This window comes from Stenotrophomonas sp. S41 (assembly GCF_016624625.1).
Taxonomy (GTDB): Bacteria; Pseudomonadota; Gammaproteobacteria; order Xanthomonadales; family Xanthomonadaceae; genus Stenotrophomonas.
The window spans coordinates 20,028-39,401 of the sequence record NZ_JACVTV010000033.1 but is presented as its reverse complement, the minus strand read 5'-3'; the positions used below and the strand labels follow the sequence as shown (position 1 = coordinate 39,401).

The window sequence follows — 19,374 nt, the reverse complement described above, 5'->3', positions numbered from 1 at the left end:
CCCCCCCCCCCCCCCCCCCCCCCCCCCCCCCCCCCCCCCCCCCCCCCACCAGAGCAGAACGTTGTTCCGACAGATCGCGAAAAACTGTCGAAGGCGGGGTGGGTCCGGTTGAGGGGGTCACTTCATGGATGGGTTCACGGCGTCCCCCTCAACCGGACCCACCCCGCCAACCCACGGATAACCAGCTGTTGCTGTTGCTTCGGCAGGTGCAGGGCGCAGCCCTGCAAAAGAAAACCCCTACGCCGCCATCGCCTGCCACCACTGCGCCAGCAGCTCCGGCCTGCGCAACCGCTCGCGCCACCAGCGCAATGCCGCACCATCCTCACCCGTGCGCCACGCAAGCCAGAACGTCTCCTCCGGCTTCGGCTCCTCCACCTCGCGGATCACCAACTGGCCACGCGCCACCGCTGCACGCGCGCAGGGCTCGGGCAGGAAACCGAATCCAACACCCTCGCACTGCAGCTTCAGCTTGCTGGCCATGTCCGGCACGGTCAGCATCTCCTGGCCCATCAACAGGCCCACCGTGCGTGGCAGCAGGCGGCGCGCGGAATCGGAGACCGCGATGGCGCAGTGCTCGGCCAGCTGTTCGCGGCCCAGCACACCCGTCACCTGCGCCAGCGGATGATCCGGCGCCACCGCGAATACGAAATCAACGCTGCCCAGCGGCTCCACCACGTAACCGCCACCACTGGGCCCCTCGCCCGCTGCAGCCACCAACAGGTCGGCGCGACGGTCCAGCAGCGCCTCCCAGGTGCCCGACAGCGCTTCGCCGAACAGACGCAGGCGCGTCGGCGCTTCAATGCCACGGAACGCGGCAATGTCCGGGCCCAGCAGCCAGGTCGGGAACATCGAATCCACCGCCAGACTCAGTTCGGCCTCCCAGCCGGAGGCCACCCGGCGCACCCGCAGCTCCAGCTCGCGGGCAGCGCGCAGCAGGTGGCGACCCTCGTCCAGCAGGGCGCGACCGGCCTCGGTCAACTCGGCGCGGGGGCCGACCCGGTCGAACAGCTGCACGCCCAGGTCCTCCTCCAGCTTGGCCACGGTGTAGGAGATGGTCGAGGGCACCTTGTGCAGGGCCTTGCCGGCGGCGGCAAACGAGCCGCGGCGGTCGATGGCATCCAGGATCTGCAGGGCATCGAGGCTGAGTTTGAGCATTCGAAATTTTCGATGATGGCTGTCAAAACTATCCGTTTTTCAAACCCGGGGTGCAAGCGGATACTTCTCTCCAACGGGGAAACACAGCGGCCACCGGCCCACCCCGCCCCATCGAAACCATCGAACAAGGAGAAATCATCATGCTGCAGATCCGCAAGAGCGCTACCCGTGGCCTGGCCGAGCATGGCTGGCTGTCTTCCCGCCACACCTTCTCCTTCGCCGGCTACTACGATCCGCGCTACGTCAGCTTCGGCCCGCTGCGCGTCATCAACGAAGACAAGGTCATCGGCGGCCAGGGCTTCGGCACCCACAGCCACAGCAACATGGAAATCATTTCCTACGTGCTGGGCGGCGCGCTGGAGCACAAGGACTCGATGGGCACCGGTTCGGTGCTGCGCTACGGCGACGTGCAGGTGATGAGCGCCGGCAGCGGCGTCAGCCACAGCGAGTTCAACCATTCGGCCACCGATCCGGTGCATTTCCTGCAGATCTGGGTCTTCCCGGACAGCGAGAACATCGAACCCTCCTACCGCGAGACCCACTTCGCGCCGGAGACCAAGCGCGGCCAGCTGCGCCTGATCGCCTCGCCGGATGGAGCCGACGGTTCGCTGCGCATCCAGCAGGATGCCCGCATCTACGCCACCATCCTCGATGGCAGCCAGAAGCTGCACCACGCCCTCGGCAACGGTCGTGGCGCCTACGTGCAGGTCGCCCGTGGCCAGCTGCAGGTCAACGGCATCACCCTCGATGCCGGCGATGCACTGCAGGTCAGCGACGAAGCACAGCTGACCCTGGAGAACGGCAACGACGCGGAAGTGCTGGTGTTCGACCTGCCGCTGTAAGCGCTGCGCCGTAGCAAGCAGCGAGGCCCGCGATGCCCACCGGTATCGCGGGCCTCTGCATGTGCGACGAGCGACGCTGCATTCGTATTCGCAGCGGGATGACACGAATGGCACTTGCCCACGCCAACTGCAAACGTTTTCATGGCAGGGATTCTCCGGAGCCTTTCCTGCGCATGACGCCTTCTTCCCCGCGTGCCCAGCAGCACGCCACCCGCGCCGCCTTCCTCATTCCCGGCTTTGCCACCGCTGCCTGGGCGCCGATGGTGCCCTATGCCAAGGCCAAGGCCGGGCTGTCCGATGCCAGCCTGGGCGCCGTGCTGCTCTGCCTGGGCCTCGGCTCGCTGCTGGCCATGCCGCTGGCCGGCGCGTTGAGCGGACGCCTAGGCTGCCGCCGCCTGATGGTCATCACCACCGCGTTGATCCTGCTGGCGCTGCCGTTGCTGTCGCTCGCTCCCTCGCCGTTGGCACTGGGCGCGGCGCTGTTCCTGTTCGGTGCTGGTGTCGGCGCCATGGACTGCACGATGAACATGCAGGCGGTCGCGGTCGAACGCGATGCCGGCCGCGCGATGATGTCCGGCTTCCACGCGTTCTACAGCATCGGCGGCTTCGTCGGTGCTGGCTGCATGACCGGCCTGCTGTTGCTGGGCACGCCGCTGTGGATGGCGGCCCTGCTGTCGGTGGCCGCACTGCTGGTGGTGGCGCTGCTGGCGGCACCGCACTGGCGCGCGCAGCGCATCGCCCATGACGGCCCGATGCTGGCCATTCCGCATGGCGTGGTGCTGTTCATCAGCGTGCTGGCCTTCATCGTGTTCCTGGCCGAAGGCTCGATGCTCGACTGGAGCGCGGTGTTCCTGGCCGACGTGCGGCAGGTGCCGCGTGACCAGGCCGGTGCCGGCTTCGCGGTATTCACCCTGGCGATGACCGCGATGCGCCTGTTCGGCGATGGCATCGTCGAGCGCCTCGGCCGCACGCCCACGATCGTCATTGGTGGCATCACCGCGGCCACCGGCTTCGCCCTGGCCACCCTGGTGCCCTCCTTCGCCGTGGCACTGGTTGGCTACGTGATGGTCGGCCTGGGCTGCGCCAACATCGTGCCGGCGCTGTTCTCGATGGCCGGCCAGCAGCGCGCGATGCCCGAAAGCATCGCCATCACTGCAGTGACCACGCTGGGCTACGCTGGCATCCTCGCCGGCCCGGCGGCCATCGGCGGGCTGGCCCATCTCACCACGCTCGGCTTCGCCTTCCTGTGCGTGGCCGCGCTGCTGCTCGGCGTCGCCGCCTCGGCCCGCACCCTCGCCCGCCGCCTGCCGTAAACAGGAAGAAGAAGATCAGCTGCGGCTGAGCGCAGCGGCAGCAGTGTCGCGCACCAGCCACTCGGCCTGGGCAGGCAGCTGCGGTGCCGGGCAGGTTGCGCGCGGGTGGTGTTCGTCCTGCGCCATCCAGTCGTCGACCACGCCGGCCAGCAGGTCCAGGCGCAGCGGCAGGGTGATGTGGTCTTCGCCGCGCATCTCGATGTAGTGCGCGCGCGGGTTGGCCAGGGCCAGTTCGCGGCCCTGGCTGACCGGAATGTGCTGGTCGCCCTGGCCGTGCAGCAGCAGCACGCAGGCGCGGGTATCGGCCAGCGCGCGGGCCACGTCCACCTGGTCCAGGTCCACATCGATCCGACGGCTGGCCGCGGCGATCACCTGGTTGATGTCCTGGCCGCCGTAGCGCCAGCGCGCGTAGGACGCCACCGCCTGCGCCTTCAGGCCTTGCGGCTGCAGCGCCATCAGGTGCGGGATCATCGTGCGGATCGCCACGCCGGCATTGGCGAACGATTCCATCGCCACCACGCCGGCCACCTGGTCGCCCAGCTTGTCAGCGGTGAACACTGCGGTGGCCGCGCCGTAGGAGACGCCGAACAGATACAGCGGCCCGGTCACTTCGCCACGCGCGCGCAGTTCGCCGATCACATCGACCACGTCGTCCGATTCGTAGGTGCCGTAGCCGGACGGCCCATGCCCGGACTGGCCGTGGTTGCGCAGGTCCAGGGTGACCACGCGGTAGCCCGATTCGGCCAGCTGCAGCGACCACGGCAGCATCGAATCACCGTTCATCATCCACCCGTGCAGCAGCACCACGGTGCCGCGCGGCGCCTGCGCACGGAACGGCTGCGGCACGGTGAGGCTCAGCCCGGTATCCAGCGGCTGGCCGTTCTCATGGCGCTGCGGCAGGTAGTGGTAGCGGGCGCCGTAGTCGCCCGGGTCGAACGCACGCCAGAAGATCGGCACGCCATCGCGTCCCGGCAGGAAACCATGGCGGTTGGGCAGCTCGGCGATGGCCGCGGCGATGCGCGGCTGGTCCAGCAACGTGGACACGCCACCGGGCGCGATCAGCTGGTCGCTGAGCGAGGTGGACGAGGCGGTGATCGAGGAGGAGCATGCAGCCAGCCACAGGCCGGCGCACGCCAGCAACAGCAGCAGCGGGCGCTTCATGGGCAATCGGGGAAAAGTGCGACAGCGTGGCAGGTTAGCGGGCGCGACCGGGCGCATCTATCGCAGGTCGATGACGGGTTGATGACAAGCCGGGATCGATTCAGCTTCGTCGGATGTCGTTCACGGACAAAGCATTGATCCGGATCAATGAACGGGCCCGCGCGTTTGCCGACAGTGCGGCCATGCGTACCTCGCTCAAGCTCCTTCTTGCCCTGGCCGCCGCTGTCGGTGCGGCCTGGGGCATCGCCCGCAGCACGCCGTACTGGTTCGCGCCGCGCCAGCCTGCCGTGGTCGACATCCACGATCCGGCCTTGATCGCGCGCGGCCAGTACCTGTCGCGTGCGGCCGACTGCGCCGCCTGCCACACCGCGCCCGGCGGCCGGCCCTTCGCCGGCGGGTTGGGCATGCAGACGCCAATGGGCACGCTCTACTCGACCAACATCACGCCGGACCCGGCCACCGGCATCGGCGCCTATGACTATGCCGATTTCGAGCGCGCGGTCCGCCGCGGCATCCGCCATGACGGCCAGCCGCTGTATCCGGCCATGCCCTACGCCTCCTACGTGATCGCCAGCGACGACGAGATCCGCGCGCTGTATGCCTACTTCATGGGCGCGGTGCAGCCGGTGCGCCAGCACAACGCCGACAGCACGATCCCTTGGCCGGCCAACATGCGCTGGCCGCTGGCATGGTGGCAACTGCTGTTTGCCCGCCCGCGCAGCTTCGTTGCCGATCCGTCACTGGACACCGGCCAGCAGCGCGGCGCCGAACTGGTGGAGGGCCTGGCGCACTGTGGCGCCTGCCATACCCCGCGCGGCGTGGCCTTCCAGGAAACCGCCATGGCTGATGACGAAAGCCGCCGCTTCCTCTCCGGTTCGGTACTGGAAGGCTGGTATGCGAAGAACCTGCGCAACGAAGCCACCGGCCTGGCCAGCTGGAGCCAGGACGAGATCGTCGAGTTCCTGCGTACCGGCCGCACCGATCGCTCCGCCGCGTTCGGCGGCATGGCCGACGTGGTGGAACACAGCACCCAGTACCTGACCGACGCCGACCTGCTGGCCATGGCCCGTTACCTGAAGCAGCTGCCGCCGCGCGCCGGCCGCAGCACGCAGTGGATTGCAGGCCCCGACACGACCACCACCGCGCTGCGCGACGGCGACTACCGCGTGGAGGGTTCGCTGGCCTATGCCGAGCACTGCCAGGCCTGCCACCGCGCCGATGGCCGTGGCATGCCGCGCATCTACCCTACCCTGGCCGGCAACTCCATCGTCTTCGCCGATGACCCGAGTTCGCTGGTGCAGGTCACCCTGGCCGGTGGCCGCACGCCGCACACGCCGCACGACCGGATGGCCTTCTCGATGCCCGGCTTCGAGCATCTGCCCAACGCCCAGCTCGCGCAGATCCTGACCTTCATCCGCAGCAGCTGGGGCAACCAGGCCAGCGCGGTGAGCGAAGCCGACATCGCGCGCATGCGCAGGGTGGTGCGCGACAAGCCGGTGCACGTGGTTCCGCAGGAGGCTGCGCCATGAAGACCCTGCACAGGCGCAGGCATGCGGCCATCGTCGTTGCCATCGGCGTGCTCGCGCTGGTCACTGCCGGCGTGCTGCTTTACGCGTACCGGTATCCCGCGCTGGATGCCAGCGCCGCACCGACGCTGGACATCCTCGATGCGCAGCGCGCCGTGGTCGGCCAGTACCACACGCCCAGCGCCGAGGAGATCGCCAGCCTCGGCAATGCCGATGCGGTGATGTTCGGCCGCCGCCTGCTCAACGAAACCGCCCGCCTGCTGCCGGACAATGTGGGCAACGACCTGAACTGCAATTCCTGCCACATGGCCGAAGGCAAGCGCCCTTTCGGCAACCACTACCTCAACACCGGCGGCGGCAGCTACCCGCGCTACATGACGCGGCCGGGCAAGGACATCGGCCTGGCCGAACGCATCAACGGCTGCCTGCAGCGTTCGATGAACGGCAAGCCGCTGGCACGTGATGCACCGCAGATGCGCGCCATGCTGGAGTACATGGCCTGGCTCAGCCGGACCGTGCCCGATGGCGCACGTGTGGCGGCGCCGAGCGAAGGCCCGATCGACACCTCGCTGACCCCCGACCGCGCGCGCGGCCAGGCCCTGTATGCAGCGCAGTGCGCGGCCTGCCATGGCGACAACGGGGAGGGCCGCCGCGACGGCAGCGGTGATATCGCCTTCCCGCCGCTGTGGGGCGAGCGCAGCTTCAACATCGGCGCGGGCATGGCGCGCCTGTACAAGGCGGCCAGCTTCATCAAGCACAACATGTCACCGGCAGCGAGCCGCGAACCACCACTGGGCCAGCAGGTGCTGCCGGACCAGGACGCCGTGGACATTGCCGACTACTTCATCCATCAACCCCGGCCGGATTTCGCCGGCAAGGGCAAGGACTGGCCGCGCGATCCCAAGCCGAAGGACGCACGTTACTGAGCGCAGCGGTTCACAGTGTCGGCCGTCACGCAACATGAAGCCTGCATCTGAACGTCACTCCCATGTCATTCATCCTGCCGACACTCCCGGGCTTCCCCCACTTGAGGTCCGGTATCGATGCGAACGATTGCGCGTTTTCCCCGTGTTTCGCTGCTTGCCCTGCTGATCGCCCCCGCACTGGACGCCCTGGCCGAAGCACCGCAGGGCGAGGCCGCCGAAACGCGCAGCGCCGACGCACGAACGCTGGACCAGGTGCAGGTGATCGGCCAGGCCACCAGCTACGCCAAAACCTCGGTGCGCGCCGAAACGCTGAACCGGCAGACCGTGCTCAGCAGCGTCAACGGCGCGCTCAACGAAGTGCCGGGCGTGGTGGTCAGCGAAGCCGATGCCACCGGTTCGTCGGTGTGGGGCACGCAGATCAGCATGCGCGGTTTCGTCACCAACCGCGATACGCAGCAGATCGGCACCACCATCGATGGCCTGCCCAATGGCGGCTCGGGCTACGGCGGCGGCTCGATGGCCAACCGCTACATCGACACCCTCGACCTGGAAACGGTGGAGGTCAGCCAGGGCACGGCCGATATCTCCTCGCGCTCGAACGAAGCGCTGGGTGGCACGCTCAACTTCCTCACCAGTGATCCGCTGCATGACAGCCGCCTGCGCTTCATCGTCGGCGCCGGTGACAACGATGCGCGCAAGTACTACGTGCGCTACGACACCGGCGTGCTCGGCGGCCACACCCGCGCCTGGGTCAGCGCATCCTCGGCCCGCGTGAGCGACTGGATCGATGGCAGCGGCAAGACCAGCAACGACCATATCGCCGGCAAGTTCATCACTGAACTGGACCGCTGGACACTGACCGGTTACCTGTCCTACAACGATGCCGACGAGCCGGAGTACACCAGCGTTTCGCCGCAGGGCTTCGCCACCAACCCGGACCGCGACAACCTGGTCGGCACCCTCACCGGCATTCCCTACCTGGACCAGAACTACCGTTCCGGTTCACGTGCGCTGCGCGAAAACACCTTCGGCTACCTGCGCGCGGCCTTCGACGGCGGCAACGGCTTCAAGGCATCCATGGCCGCCTATGGCCACCGCATGCAGGGCCGCGGCGACTGGCTGCCGCCCTACCTGGCCGACGTCACCAACGATGGCGCCGGCCGCCCGCAGTCCGAGTACCTGGGCGGCAGCACCGTCTACGGTGGCAGCAACCTGGGCCAGATCTACTTCGTGAACCCCGATGGCAGCAGCGCCCAGCCGATTGCCGGCTGCACGCCGCGCGTGGGCTTCAGCGCCGAGTACGACCCCAACTGCTATGCCGGCAACGTGCTGGGTGCGCAGTCCTACCGCCACACCCACTACGACAACGACCGAATGGGCGTGACCGCCGATGTCGAATGGCGGCAGACCTTCGGCGGCGTCGACAACACGATCCGCGGCGGCCTATGGGTGGAGAAGCTGGACCGCTCCGCGCGCCGCGACTGGCACCGCCTGCTCAACGTCGGCCAGGACATCGGTTTCGACCATCAGCCGTACTGGGTGCAGTTCGAGGACAAGTACAAGGTCGATGAGCAGATGTACTACGTCGAGGACGTGGCCCGCTTCGGCCCGTTCAGCGCGCGCGTGGGCGTCAAGCAGTTCTTCGTCGACCAGTCGCGCAACCGCGTGATCGGTGCCAGCGAGCACGTGACCTCGGACTCCAAGTCCGATCCGCTGCTGTCCACCGGCTTCACCTGGGCACCGGGCGTTGAGGGCATGGAACTGTTTGCGGGCTTCTCGCAGAACTTCGCCGCGATTCCTTCCGGCGTGCTCGGCGAAACCGACCCGCAGCGCTTCCGCAACGTCGAACCGGAAACGGCCGACAACATTGAAGTGGGCATGCGCATCAGCCGCTGGCCGCTGACCGCCTCGGTCACCCTGTACAACATCAAGTTCGACAACCGCATCGTCTACCTGCCGGCCGGTTTCGTCAGCGGCATCGACTACCTGGGCGAGACCGACGGCGTCTACGAGAACTTCGGCGGCGTGGAAAGCAACGGCCTGGAAGCCGCCTTCGGCTACGGCTGGGACAACGGCTGGCGGGTCAACGCGGCTTACACCTACAACCGCTCCAAGTACCTGGGCAGCGGCGATGCCGCGCGTGACACCCAGCTGGGCATCGTCGATGGCGCCAAGGTGATCGGCCAGCCCGAGCAGATCCTGGTGCTGTCGGCCGACTGGCAGGGTGAGAACTGGAACTTCGGCCTGTCCGGCCGCTACCTCGGCACCCGCTACCTGGACGCGGCCAACGTCAACAAGCTGCCCTCGGCCACCATCTTCAACGCCAACATCGGCTTCGACCTGCAGGGCCTGTCGCCGCGCCTGAAGGGCATGGGCGCCAACCTGGTGGTGAGCAACCTGACCGACAAGCGCTATCTTGCAGGGGTGGACGGTGCCAACGCGGCCTTCATCGGCGCGCCGCGCACCGTCGGCATCTCCTTCCGCGTGGATCTGTGAGGCATTCGTGACTGATATCGGCCGACGCCGGTTGTTGCAGGCCGGCGTCGCCGCCGGCCTGGCACCGCTGCTGCCCAGCATCGCCCGGGCGGCAGCGATCGCCCCGGCCGCGCAGACGCGCAGCCTGCAGGACCTGCAGCACATCGTGGTGTTCATGCAGGAAAACCGCTCGTTCGACCACTACTTCGGCACCCTGCCGGGCGTACGAGGTTTCGGCGACCGCTTCGTCGCCCCCGCCGCGCCACTGGCCGGCGGGGACGGCCCGCGCAACCTGTGGCTGCAGCCCGATGCCAGCGGCCAGCGCGCGATCGCGCCGTTCCCGCTGGATACGGCCGCGCACTTCGGCTACATGCGCGTGGAGGGCACCCCGCACACTTGGCCCGACGCGCAGCGCGCCTGGGACCACGGCCGCATGGGGCACTGGCCGATGGCCAAGCAGAACCACGCGATGGGCTATTTCCAGCGCGCCGACCTGCCCTTCCAGTTCGCCCTGGCCGAAGCGTTCACCATCTGCGATGCCTACCACTGCGCCATGCAGGCCGGCACCAACCCGAACCGGGTGTTCCTGTGGACCGGCCACAACGATGCCTTCGCCCGCGCGGGCGGCCCGGTGATCGCCAACTCGCACGACAATTTCCCGGAGCACGGCGGGCATCCGGAGTCGTACCGCTGGGCCAGCTATGTCGAGCGCCTGCAGCAGGCGGGCGTGTCCTGGCAGATCTACCAGGACATGGCCGACAACTTCACCGACAACCCGCTGGCCGGCTTCGAGACCTTCCGCCAGGCCTACAGCGGCGCGCCGGGCCACGACGATGCGCTGCGCCAGCGCGGGGTCAGCACGCGGGGCCTGGCCCAGCTGCGCCAGGACGCCATCGATGGCCGCCTGCCGCAGGTCAGCTTCATCATCGCCGATGCCGCCGGCAGCGAGCACCCGGGCCCTTCCAGCCCAGCCCAGGGCGCGGCCTACACGGCGCGCGTGCTCGACGCGCTGACCGCCGACCCGGACGTGTGGAGCCGTACCGCGCTGCTGCTGATGTTCGACGAGAACGATGGCTTCTTCGATCACGTTCCGCCGCCGGCACCTCCGTCGGCACGGCCCGATGGCAGCTGGGCGGGTGCTTCGTCGGTCAGCACCGATGGCGAGTACCACCAGCACCCGGCGCCGGGCGACGAGAAGTACGACGCTGCCGAACTTCGCGGCCGCCCCTATGGCCTGGGCCCGCGCGTGCCGCTGTATGTGATCTCGCCCTGGAGCCGGGGCGGCTGGGTCGATTCGCAGGTGTACGACCACACCTCGGTGCTGCGCCTGATCGAACGCCGCTTCGGCGTGGCCGCGCCGGACATCTCACCGTGGCGCCGCGCGGTGTGCGGCGACCTGACCAATGCCTTCGATTTCGCCCAGCGCGATACCCGCCCGTTCGTGCGTGGACTGCCCGATGTGAGCGCCACCGCCGCGCGCGCCGCCGCCTTGCCGGGTCGCACCGTGCCAGCGCTGCCCGAGGGCCTGCAGGCGGCGCGCCAGGAAGCGGGTACGCGCCCGTCGCGTGCATTGCCGTATCGTCCGCAGGCGCAGCTGGACGCGCTTGCTGCCGACGGCGTGACCCTGCAGCTGGCCTGCGAAGGTGCAGCCAGCGTGCTGCATGTCTACGACCGCCTGCAGCTGACCGCCCTGCCGCGCCGCTACACGGTGCTGCCCGGTGCACCGCTGCAGGACCGCTGGGCACTGGATGCGCAGGGCCGCTACGACCTGTGGCTGCTGGGCTCGAACGGCTTCCACCGGCACTTCCGTGGCGTTGCCGATGCGCCGGTGCTGCAGGCCCGGGTTGAACAGAGCGATGGCCAGCTGCGGTTGCAGCTGCGCAATGCCGGCAGTGCCACGCAGTCGGTGCGTGTGCATGCCGGCGCCTATGCCGGGCACATGCCGGAGAAGACGCTGAGCCTGGCTGCCGGCGCGCAGACCACATTGGACTGGGACGCCGCGCCGACCGCCGGCTGGTATGACCTGCACGTGGTGGCCGGTGACAGCGAGCTGCGCCTGGCTGGCCGCGCCGAAGACGGACGCCCTGCCACCAGCGACCCGGCGATGGGTGGCCAGCCGCTGCGCTTCGAGCACGGCTGAGGGGGGCCTGTAGAGCCGAGCCCATGCTCGGCTGCACGGTCCTGTAGAGCCGAGCCTATGCTCGGCTCAGTCGAGCATGGCTCGACTCTACAGATGCAGCCGAGCGTGGGCTCGGCGCTACAAGAACGGTCGAGCTCTGTTCTACGTCAGCCGTTCCAGCCTAGGCCGCGCGGTTCATTGCTGAATCCCGCCGCGCGCAGCGCATCGACGGCGGGCCCGCGATGGACGGGCTCGTCGTTGATCCGCTCCAGGGTGAAGGACAGCCGCCGGCCACGCCGCAGGCCAACGGCCAGCGCCTGCGCCGCCGTTGCCCAACGCGTGGCCACGTCGCCTGCCTTGTCTTCGATCCAGCTGGTCAGCTGGCGGCCACCCTGCGGCAGATACAGCTGCAGGCGGCCTTCGCCGATCACCACCATCGCACCGGCCCGGCGCACCGGACGCGGCCCGGCGATGGGCTGGGGCCACGGCAGCAGGCTGCCGAACGGATTGGCGGGATCCAGCGCCGACAGCGCAACCCAGCCGTCAGGTCCACGTGTCTGCTCGGCGCTGGCACGCAGGCGGTCGATGTCGTCGCGCTGGGCGAACTGGGCACCGCCCATGCCTTCCACGAAGCGACCGCGCAGCAGCTGGCCCGCATCCTCCATGCTGCGCAGCACCGGGCGCAGTGCCGGAAATCCACCGGCCACGGCTTCGCTCATCGCTGCGCTACGGGTGACCACCGTGTAGCGGTCCAGCAGCGCCTCGGTCTGCGCCAGCGCGCGCAGGGTGTCACTGGCGCGCTCGCGCGGCAGCAGCGACCAGCGTCCCGCCAGCGTCGGCCCCGTGCTGCTGGCCAGCTCCAGTCCTGCGGTGTCCGTCGTCAGTGGCACGAAGGCAAAGCCGCGGCGGCGGCGCGACACCGGCGTCGGCCGCGCCCGTGCGGGCCGCGCTCCGCCCAGCGCACGCAGCGGCGCCCACAGGTCACTGCTGATCTGTCCACGCCAGGCCAGCTGCCACAGCGCCGTCTGGAAATCCTCACCCGCCGTGTCTGCACCGGCCAGTCGCGGCTGTACCTGCATCGCCAGTTGCCGGGCGAAGAACGCACCGCCGTCGGCCAGCACCTGCAGGATGGCCTGCTGCATCGGTGAGTCTTCGACCTGCACCGGTGTGACCGGCAGGGTTTCAGCGGCACGCTCACGCAGGTGCAACGACACCAGTCCATCGTCGTCGCCCAGCCGGCCATGGCCGACCCAGAGCACCGTGCCGGTGGCCAGCAGTTCATCCAGCAGCGCAGGCGTGTAGCCGGGCACGCGCGCGGGCAGCACCTGCTGTTCCCACAGCGATGCCGGCAGTGGCAGCCCCGCCAGTTGTTCGATCACCTGCAGCACGCCTTCGCTGTCACGCAGGCGTGCGCCCCCAGGCAGCACGCCCTGCCCCTGCAGCAGCAGACCGACATAGGCCTGCACCGGTACCGGGCGGGTCGCCTCGCGGGCGGCCTGCAATGAGCGCAGCCGCAGCCGCTGCAGCACCTCAGTGCCCACCCAGTCATGGCCTGCACGCGGTGAAGCTGCCGCTGCGATTTCGCCTGCCGCGCGACGATCCAGTCCGAACCGGCCGCGTACCACCCTGTCCTGTTCCTGCAGCGCGTGCAGGGCAGCATCCACCACCGCCACGCCGAGGCCGAAACGGGCGGCCACGCTGCCACTGCTGAAAGGACCATGGGTGCGCGTGTGGCGGCCAAGCAGATCGCCCAACGGATCCAGAGCCGGGGCCAGGAATACCTCGGCCACGTCCGCAGGCGGAATGATGCCCAGGGCATCGCGCAGGCGCGCGGCATCTTCCACCGCCGCCCACTGCTGGGCCCCTGCGACGGGAACGCGGATTGCACGACCCGCCGCATGCAGCGCCTGCAGCCAGGCATCCGCCTGCGCAGGCTCGGTGATGCGCTGCGCGACCTCCACGGCCGGCAGCGGGCCCAGCTCACGCAGCAGGTCGGCCACGCCTTCGCTGCCACGCGCGTGGCGGGCCGGATCCAAGCGTTGCAGCTCGCGCTCCACGGTGGCCACCACGGCATCGTCCAGCAGTTCGCCCAGATCCACCTCGCCGAGCAGTTCCGCCAGCAGGCCACTGTCGAGCGACAGCACCGATGCACGCCGTTCGGCCAGCGGTACATCGGCTTCGTACATGAACTCGGCGACATAGCCGAACAGCAGGTTCGCCGCGAACGGCGATGGCACGGCCGTATCCACCTCGACCACCTGGACCTGACCGGCCTGCACGCGCAGCATCAGCGCATCCAGTGCATCAAGGTCGTAGACGTCCTGCAGGCACTCGCGCGCAGTCTCCACCAGGATCGGGAACTCATCGTGGCCACGGGCGATTTCCAGCAGCTGCCCCGCACGCAGGCGCTGCTGCCACAACGGCGAGCGCTTGCCCGGCGTGCGCCGCGGCAGCAGCAGCGCGCGCGAGGCACACTCACGAAAACGTGCGGCGAACAACGCGGAACCGGCGACCGAGCGATTGATGACCTGGCGCAGGTGGGACGCATCGAACAGGAACAGTTCCGCGCCAGGCGGTGTACCGCTGCGGTCGGGCATGCGGACGATGATGCCGTCGTCGCTGGCCACCACGGCCGGATCGATGCCAGCCTGCTCGCGCAGGCGCGCAGCCACCGCCAGCGCCCAGGGATCGTGCACGCGGCGGCCGTAGGGCGAATGCAGCATCACCCGCCAGTCGCCGAGTTCATCACGGCAGCGCTCGACGACCAGGCGCAGGTCGGTCGGCAGCACACCGGTGGCCTGCTGCTGTTCGGCCACGAGCGCCAGCATGTTGCTGATCGCGCGTTCATCCAGGCCGCGATCGCGCAGCCGGGCGAGCAATGCCGGCGACGGCTCGGCAGCGCCGCCAGGCTCGGTCTCGAGTTCCGCCAGGAAGGCGCCGGTGGCCTGCCCCAGCTCGGCCGGGCGGCCGATGCCTTCGCCGCGCCAGAACGGCAGCCGCGCCGAGCGCCCCGGCGCTGGCGTCACCACGACCTGGTCAAGGGTGATCTGGTCGATGCGCCAGGACGTTGCGCCGAGGGTGATCACATCATTCACCCGCGACTCGTGGACCATCTCTTCATCCAGCTCGCCGACACGGCGCGATCCCGCCTGTTCTTCGCCTTCGGGCAGCACGACGGCATACATGCCGCGGTCGGGAATGGTGCCGCCGCTGGTCACCGCCAGCTGGCGGGCGCCAGGACGTGCGGTCAACGTGCCGGTCTTCCGGTCCCAGACAAGCCGCGGGCGGAAACCGGCGAACTCATCGGACGGATAGCGGCCGGCCAGCATGTCCAGCACTGCGTCGAAGGCACTGCGCGGCAGCGTGCGGTACGGCGCAGCCCGGCGCACGCGTGCGAACCAGGCCTCGACATCGAGTGGCTCCATCGCTACCGCCGCCACGGTCTGCTGGGCCAGCACATCGAGCGGATTGCGCGGCGGATCGAGGGCTTCGATGCGTCCATCCAGCATGCTGTCCACCACCACCACAGCATCGACCAGATCACGGCGCGTACGCGGATACAGCAGGCCGCGTGACATGCCGCCCACCTGGTGACCGGCACGGCCCACCCGCTGCAGTGCACTGGACACCGAAGGCGGCGCCGCGACCTGGATCACCAGGTCCACCAGGCCCATGTCGATGCCCAGCTCAAGACTGGAGGTGGCGACCACGCAGCGCAGGTCACCCGACTTCAGCGCCTGCTCGATGGCGGCGCGCTGTTCCTTGGACACCGAGCCGTGGTGCGAGCGCGCGATCACCGAGGCCGGCGTGGTGACACGGTTCACCGTGCTGCCGGTGAACGATCCGTAGGCGGCTGTATCCGCAGCATCCGCTTCGCCCGCAGGCTCGACGCCCGTGCGCTCGGCATGCAGCTCGTTGAGTCGTGCAGTCAGCCGTTCGGCCACGCCACGCGAATTGGCAAACACAATCGTGGAGCGATGCCGCATCACGTTGTCGAGAATGCTGGCTTCCACATGCGGCCAGATCGAACCGGTGCGTGCGCCGGCCCCACGTCCTTCCGCGGGACCGTGCACGACCAGATCGGTCATGTCTTCCACCGGCACCACGATCTTCAGTTCCAGCTGCCGCTGCGAAGGCGGCTGCACCACCTGCACCGGGCGATCACCGCCGAGGAAGGCGGCAACACCCTCGACCGGGCGCACCGTTGCCGACAGGCCGATGCGTTGTGCGGGCACCTGCAGCAGCGCGTCGAGCCGCTCCAGGCTCAGCGCCAGGTGCGAGCCACGCTTGCCGCCCGCCACCGCATGGATCTCATCGAGGATCACCGTATGCACATCGCGCAGGATCTCCCTCGCCTGCGAGGTCAGCATCAGGTACAGCGACTCTGGCGTGGTGATCAGGATATCCGGCGGGCGCCGCACCAGGCGTGCGCGGTCACTGCTGCTGGTATCGCCGGTGCGCATGGCCACGGTCAGGGCCACCGCCGGATCGCCGCGCTCGCCGCGGCGGGCGCTGATGCCCTGCAGGGGCACCTGCAGGTTGCGCTGCACATCGCTGCCCAATGCCTTGATCGGCGACAGGTACAGCACGCGCGTGCGCGGTACGGGCTTGGCCGCCGGGTCGCGGCGTGCGTCGCCATCGCGCTCGGCGAACACCTGGTCGATCGCATGCAGGAACGCAGCCAGCGTTTTGCCCGATCCGGTCGGCGCCACCACCAGGGTGTGCTGGCCCGCAGCGATCGACGCCCACGCCTCGTCCTGCACCGGCGTCGATGCGGCGAACGCGGAACGGAACCAGTCGCGGGTGGCGGGATGGAAGTGCTGCAGGGAATCCAAGGCAGGGCCGGTCGCCATCGATGATGGCTTCGATGATACGGCGAAGAAATCGTTTGTCGTTACGAATGGTTACGTTATAACATTTCACGCCATTTTTACGGAGCGTGTCATGCGTCGCCACCTGCTAGCTGCAGCCATCCCCCTCGCCCTTCAGTCCGTCGCCCTCCATTCCGCCAGGGCGGCGGACGCGCCCACCCTTCCCACCCTGCAGGTGGAAGCCAGCCAGCCCTCACGCATCGACAGCCGGGTCACCGTCGACAACCCGCAGGCACAGAACCGCACGCTCGGCGGCCTGCTCGAGCACGTTTCCGGCGTGCAGAGCAGCGCCTTCGGGCCCAACGCCGGCGCGCCGGTCATCCGCAGCCTCAGCGGCAACCGCGTGCAGATCCTCCAGGATGGCCAGTCCATCCTCGGTATGAACGCGATCAGCGGCGACATCAACATTCCGTTCGACCCGCTGTTCGTGCGCAGCGTCACCGTCAACAAGTCCTCCGACACGGTGCGCTACGGCGGCAACGCCATCGGCGGCAGCGTCGAGGTCGATTCCGGGCTGATTTCGCGCACGATGGAAGACAAGGACCAGTCGATGGAACTGGTGCTGCGCAAAGGCTTCAACGCCGCCGATGCGCAGGGCTTCCGGATGAACTTCAACAACCAGCGCAACGTCTCCACCAACCTGCAGGTCTCGCGGCAGCGCATCTCGCACTACGACATTCCCGGCAACAGCAAGGCGGCCGCCTGCAACAGCCAGCTGTTCCCGGCCGCCGGCGGGGTCAACTCGGCGCTGGCCGATGCCTGCCAGAAGGAGGCCCGTGTGCAGCAGGTCTACAACAAGGCATCGCAGCCCTACATCGACCAGTTCATGACCGAGAACCCGGACTGGGCCGATGGCGAGTTCTCCTTCTACACCAACAGCCCGACCTCGGTCTGGCAGCGCCAGACCTACGTCAATCCGGTCAATCCGGACTACGTCGCCGGCACGCCGTCCTATGTGCAGAAGCGGATCAACAACGACGTCACCCCGGACTACCACCACCGCCTGGGCAACAGCTACTCGCGCAGTTCGCAGGTCGCACTCGGCTCGACCCTGTTCTTCGACCGCGGCTACGTGGGTGTCAGTATTGATGCCAAGGACAGCGAATACGGCGTGCCGGGCTTCTCGATGCAGAACCTGTCCTTCGGTTCCAACTACGCCGACGGCCTGCCTGTGAGCGTGGTCATCAAGCAGGAGCGCTATGCGCTGGAAGCCCTGCTGCGCGACCCGGTGCCGGGCATCGAGCGTGCCGAGCTGCGCGTCTCGCAGCTGGACAACACCTCGGGCGAACGCCTGGGTACCAGCAAGGCCAACGATTACGACTTTGAAAGCACCCAGGCCGAACTGCTGCTGGCCCATCGCCGCGTCGGCCCGCTGAGCGGCCTGCTCGGTCTCAGCCAGCAGTCGCGCGAGGTCACCGGCAGCGGATCGCTGCGCTACCTGCCCAACGTCGATACGCGCAGTCAGGCGGTGTTCCTGAAGGAAACACTGGACTTCGACTGGGCCTCGTTCGATGCCGGCGTGCGCCACGAACGCGTAGACCACACATTGCGGCCGAGCAGCTTCAAGACGGCGCGCAATTCCGCCAACACCACGCTGCAGGACCGCGACTTCCGGCTCAACAGCTACAGCATCGGCGCCTACGTTGAACTCGGCCCGCTGTTCGCCGCCAAGCTGCGTTACTCCTCCTCGCAGCGCGCACCGGAGATCAATGAGCTCTACGCCAGCAATGCGCATTATTCGGTGATGACCCAGGAGGAAGGCAACCAGAACCTGGACCCGGAACGTGCGAAGAACCTCGAGCTGACCGGCCTGTTCCACCTGGGCGGCTTCCAGCTGTCGGCCACCGCTTACCGCATGCGTTACGAAAACTACCTGTACTTGGGCTACTCCGGCCTGCAGACCGCCAACCGCCTGCCGCTGAAGTACTGGAAGCAGACCGATACGACGGTGAAGGGTTTCGAGGTCGATGCCTCGCAGTCACTGATGCTCGGTCGCTTCGGCAGCCTGGAGGTATCGGCCTTTGCCGACCTGGTGAAGAACAAGGCCGACCACCCCGATTCGCTGCGCGCCCATAACGATGGCGAATACCTGCCCAACATGCCGACCAACCGTTACGGCGCCACCGTGCGATGGCAGCGCGAGGGCTGGAAGGCGCAGCTGTCGAGCACCTACTACGACACGCAGAAGTACTTGGGCCGCAACGTCAGCGAAGAAGTACCACTGGATGCGTTCACCCTGGTCGACCTGCAGCTGAGCCGGGAGATTCCCCTGCGCACGACCGCTGTCGCTGGAATGGAGGTCTTCATCAATGGCAGCAACCTGCTCAACGAAGAGGCGCGCCCGCACAACTCGCCACTGAAATACATCGCGCCACTGCCGGGGCGTGGCTTCCAGGTGGGGGTGACCGTGCGGCTCTGAACCAGAGCCGGCAGCACAGCGCCTGCGGAACGTGAACCGCGGGCGCGATTGTGCGCACGACAGGCTTGATTACCGTTACCCCTTCGGTCAACCATCGACGAAAAGGAGGATTCAATGAACTGGATGCATGCAATTTCCTGTGCGCTGCTGTTGGGCGTTTCGTCCACTGCAGGCGCGGCCTCGGCCATTGCCTACGATGCAGATGGCGCCTACGGCTACTCGATGAACCAAGCGACGGTGAGCACCTCGATGCAGAACGCGGTGAAGTACTGTGCCGCCCGCTCCCGCAACTGCGGGCAGTCGGCCGTCGCCACCGGAGAGGGCTACTCGGCCATCTTCACCGGAACCGTATCCATGGGCTTCGCCCTGGCCGAGGCCAGTCCGGAGGCTGCGCAGCGCAAGGCAGAAAAGATGTGCCGGGAACGCGCCAACGACTGCACGCTGGCGGTGATGTGGCGCGAGCAGCCGTCGCAGGTGATCGAGCGGCCGTGGCACCCCGGTGCACCGGCACCGGCACCGGTTCCGGAGCCCCGCCGCATTTACTAGTACCGGCTTTTGATCGGTGAG

The 19,374-nt window shown here is 68.3% G+C and carries 11 protein-coding genes; 8 read left to right on the top strand and 3 right to left on the bottom strand.

All coding sequences use genetic code 11. From position 1 onward, the window contains the following. Positions 1 to 237: 237 nt before the first annotated feature. Complete coding sequence (locus IAE56_RS09425; RefSeq protein WP_200752364.1) at positions 238 to 1,155, bottom strand: LysR substrate-binding domain-containing protein; 918 nt, start codon at positions 1,153 to 1,155, stop codon at positions 238 to 240. A 140-nt stretch (positions 1,156 to 1,295) separates the two neighbouring features. Here IAE56_RS09425 and IAE56_RS09420 point away from each other — a divergent pair, with 140 nt between their 5' ends. Both IAE56_RS09420 and IAE56_RS09415 read left to right on the top strand, forming a co-directional pair. Next, on the top strand, positions 1,296 to 1,997 hold the full coding sequence (locus IAE56_RS09420) for a pirin family protein (protein WP_079221472.1): 702 nt from the start codon (positions 1,296 to 1,298) through the stop codon (positions 1,995 to 1,997). Positions 1,998 to 2,170: 173 nt separating this feature from the next. Beyond that, entirely contained in the window at positions 2,171 to 3,310 is a 1,140-nt protein-coding gene (locus IAE56_RS09415) for an MFS transporter (RefSeq protein WP_200752363.1), read from the top strand. 15 nt (positions 3,311 to 3,325) lie between these two features. Here the strand turns inward: IAE56_RS09415 and IAE56_RS09410 are convergent, their stop codons facing one another. After that, positions 3,326 to 4,471 carry an alpha/beta fold hydrolase gene (locus tag IAE56_RS09410; RefSeq protein WP_200752362.1) on the bottom strand — a complete coding sequence of 382 codons (1,146 nt, stop codon included), beginning with the start codon at positions 4,469 to 4,471 and terminating at the stop codon, positions 3,326 to 3,328. Between the two features lie 182 nt (positions 4,472 to 4,653). Here IAE56_RS09410 and IAE56_RS09405 point away from each other — a divergent pair, with 182 nt between their 5' ends. The 4 genes from IAE56_RS09405 to IAE56_RS09390 all read left to right on the top strand — a co-directional run bounded on the left by IAE56_RS09405 (position 4,654) and on the right by IAE56_RS09390 (position 11,538). Further along, on the top strand, positions 4,654 to 6,000 hold the full coding sequence (locus tag IAE56_RS09405; protein WP_200752365.1) for a cytochrome c: 1,347 nt from the start codon (positions 4,654 to 4,656) through the stop codon (positions 5,998 to 6,000). Continuing rightward, positions 5,997 to 6,923 carry a c-type cytochrome gene (locus IAE56_RS09400; protein ID WP_200752361.1) on the top strand — a complete coding sequence of 309 codons (927 nt, stop codon included), beginning with the start codon at positions 5,997 to 5,999 and terminating at the stop codon, positions 6,921 to 6,923. Before IAE56_RS09405 ends, IAE56_RS09400 begins: the two co-directional genes overlap by 4 nt. A 117-nt stretch (positions 6,924 to 7,040) precedes the next feature. Beyond that, positions 7,041 to 9,419 (top strand): TonB-dependent receptor, encoded by a 2,379-nt coding sequence (locus tag IAE56_RS09395; RefSeq protein WP_200752360.1) that lies wholly within the window; start codon positions 7,041 to 7,043, stop codon positions 9,417 to 9,419. A 7-nt stretch (positions 9,420 to 9,426) separates the two neighbouring features. Next, complete coding sequence (locus tag IAE56_RS09390; RefSeq protein ID WP_200752359.1) at positions 9,427 to 11,538, top strand: phospholipase C, phosphocholine-specific; 2,112 nt, start codon at positions 9,427 to 9,429, stop codon at positions 11,536 to 11,538. A gap of 146 nt (positions 11,539 to 11,684) precedes the next feature. On the opposite strand, the gene IAE56_RS09385 is transcribed toward IAE56_RS09390, so the two are convergent. Next, positions 11,685 to 16,370, bottom strand: coding sequence for an ATP-dependent helicase (locus IAE56_RS09385; protein ID WP_200752358.1), 4,686 nt, complete (start codon positions 16,368 to 16,370; stop codon positions 11,685 to 11,687). 91 nt (positions 16,371 to 16,461) lie between these two features. On the opposite strand from IAE56_RS09385, the gene IAE56_RS09380 reads away from it, so the two are divergent. Both IAE56_RS09380 and IAE56_RS09375 read left to right on the top strand, forming a co-directional pair. Then, positions 16,462 to 18,807, top strand: coding sequence for a TonB-dependent receptor (locus tag IAE56_RS09380; protein ID WP_200752357.1), 2,346 nt, complete (start codon positions 16,462 to 16,464; stop codon positions 18,805 to 18,807). 114 nt (positions 18,808 to 18,921) lie between these two features. Next, positions 18,922 to 19,353, top strand: a complete 432-nt coding sequence (locus tag IAE56_RS09375) for a DUF4189 domain-containing protein (RefSeq protein WP_200752356.1) — start codon at positions 18,922 to 18,924, stop codon at positions 19,351 to 19,353. The last annotated feature ends 21 nt before the right edge of the window (positions 19,354 to 19,374 follow it).

Excerpts from the sequence above, each read along its gene's own strand:
- IAE56_RS09420 (WP_079221472.1), top strand. The coding sequence starts at position 1,296 with ATGCTGCAGATCCGCAAGAGCGCTACCCGTGGCCTGGCCGAGCATGGC.
- IAE56_RS09375 (WP_200752356.1), top strand. The coding sequence starts at position 18,922 with ATGAACTGGATGCATGCAATTTCCTGTGCGCTGCTGTTGGGCGTTTCG.
- IAE56_RS09425 (WP_200752364.1), bottom strand. The coding sequence starts at position 1,155 with ATGCTCAAACTCAGCCTCGATGCCCTGCAGATCCTGGATGCCATCGAC.
- IAE56_RS09380 (WP_200752357.1), top strand. The coding sequence starts at position 16,462 with ATGCGTCGCCACCTGCTAGCTGCAGCCATCCCCCTCGCCCTTCAGTCC.
- IAE56_RS09395 (WP_200752360.1), top strand. The coding sequence starts at position 7,041 with ATGCGAACGATTGCGCGTTTTCCCCGTGTTTCGCTGCTTGCCCTGCTG.
- IAE56_RS09415 (WP_200752363.1), top strand. The coding sequence starts at position 2,171 with ATGACGCCTTCTTCCCCGCGTGCCCAGCAGCACGCCACCCGCGCCGCC.
- IAE56_RS09410 (WP_200752362.1), bottom strand. The coding sequence starts at position 4,471 with ATGAAGCGCCCGCTGCTGCTGTTGCTGGCGTGCGCCGGCCTGTGGCTG.
- IAE56_RS09405 (WP_200752365.1), top strand. The coding sequence starts at position 4,654 with ATGCGTACCTCGCTCAAGCTCCTTCTTGCCCTGGCCGCCGCTGTCGGT.
- IAE56_RS09385 (WP_200752358.1), bottom strand. The coding sequence starts at position 16,370 with ATGGCGACCGGCCCTGCCTTGGATTCCCTGCAGCACTTCCATCCCGCC.
- IAE56_RS09400 (WP_200752361.1), top strand. The coding sequence starts at position 5,997 with ATGAAGACCCTGCACAGGCGCAGGCATGCGGCCATCGTCGTTGCCATC.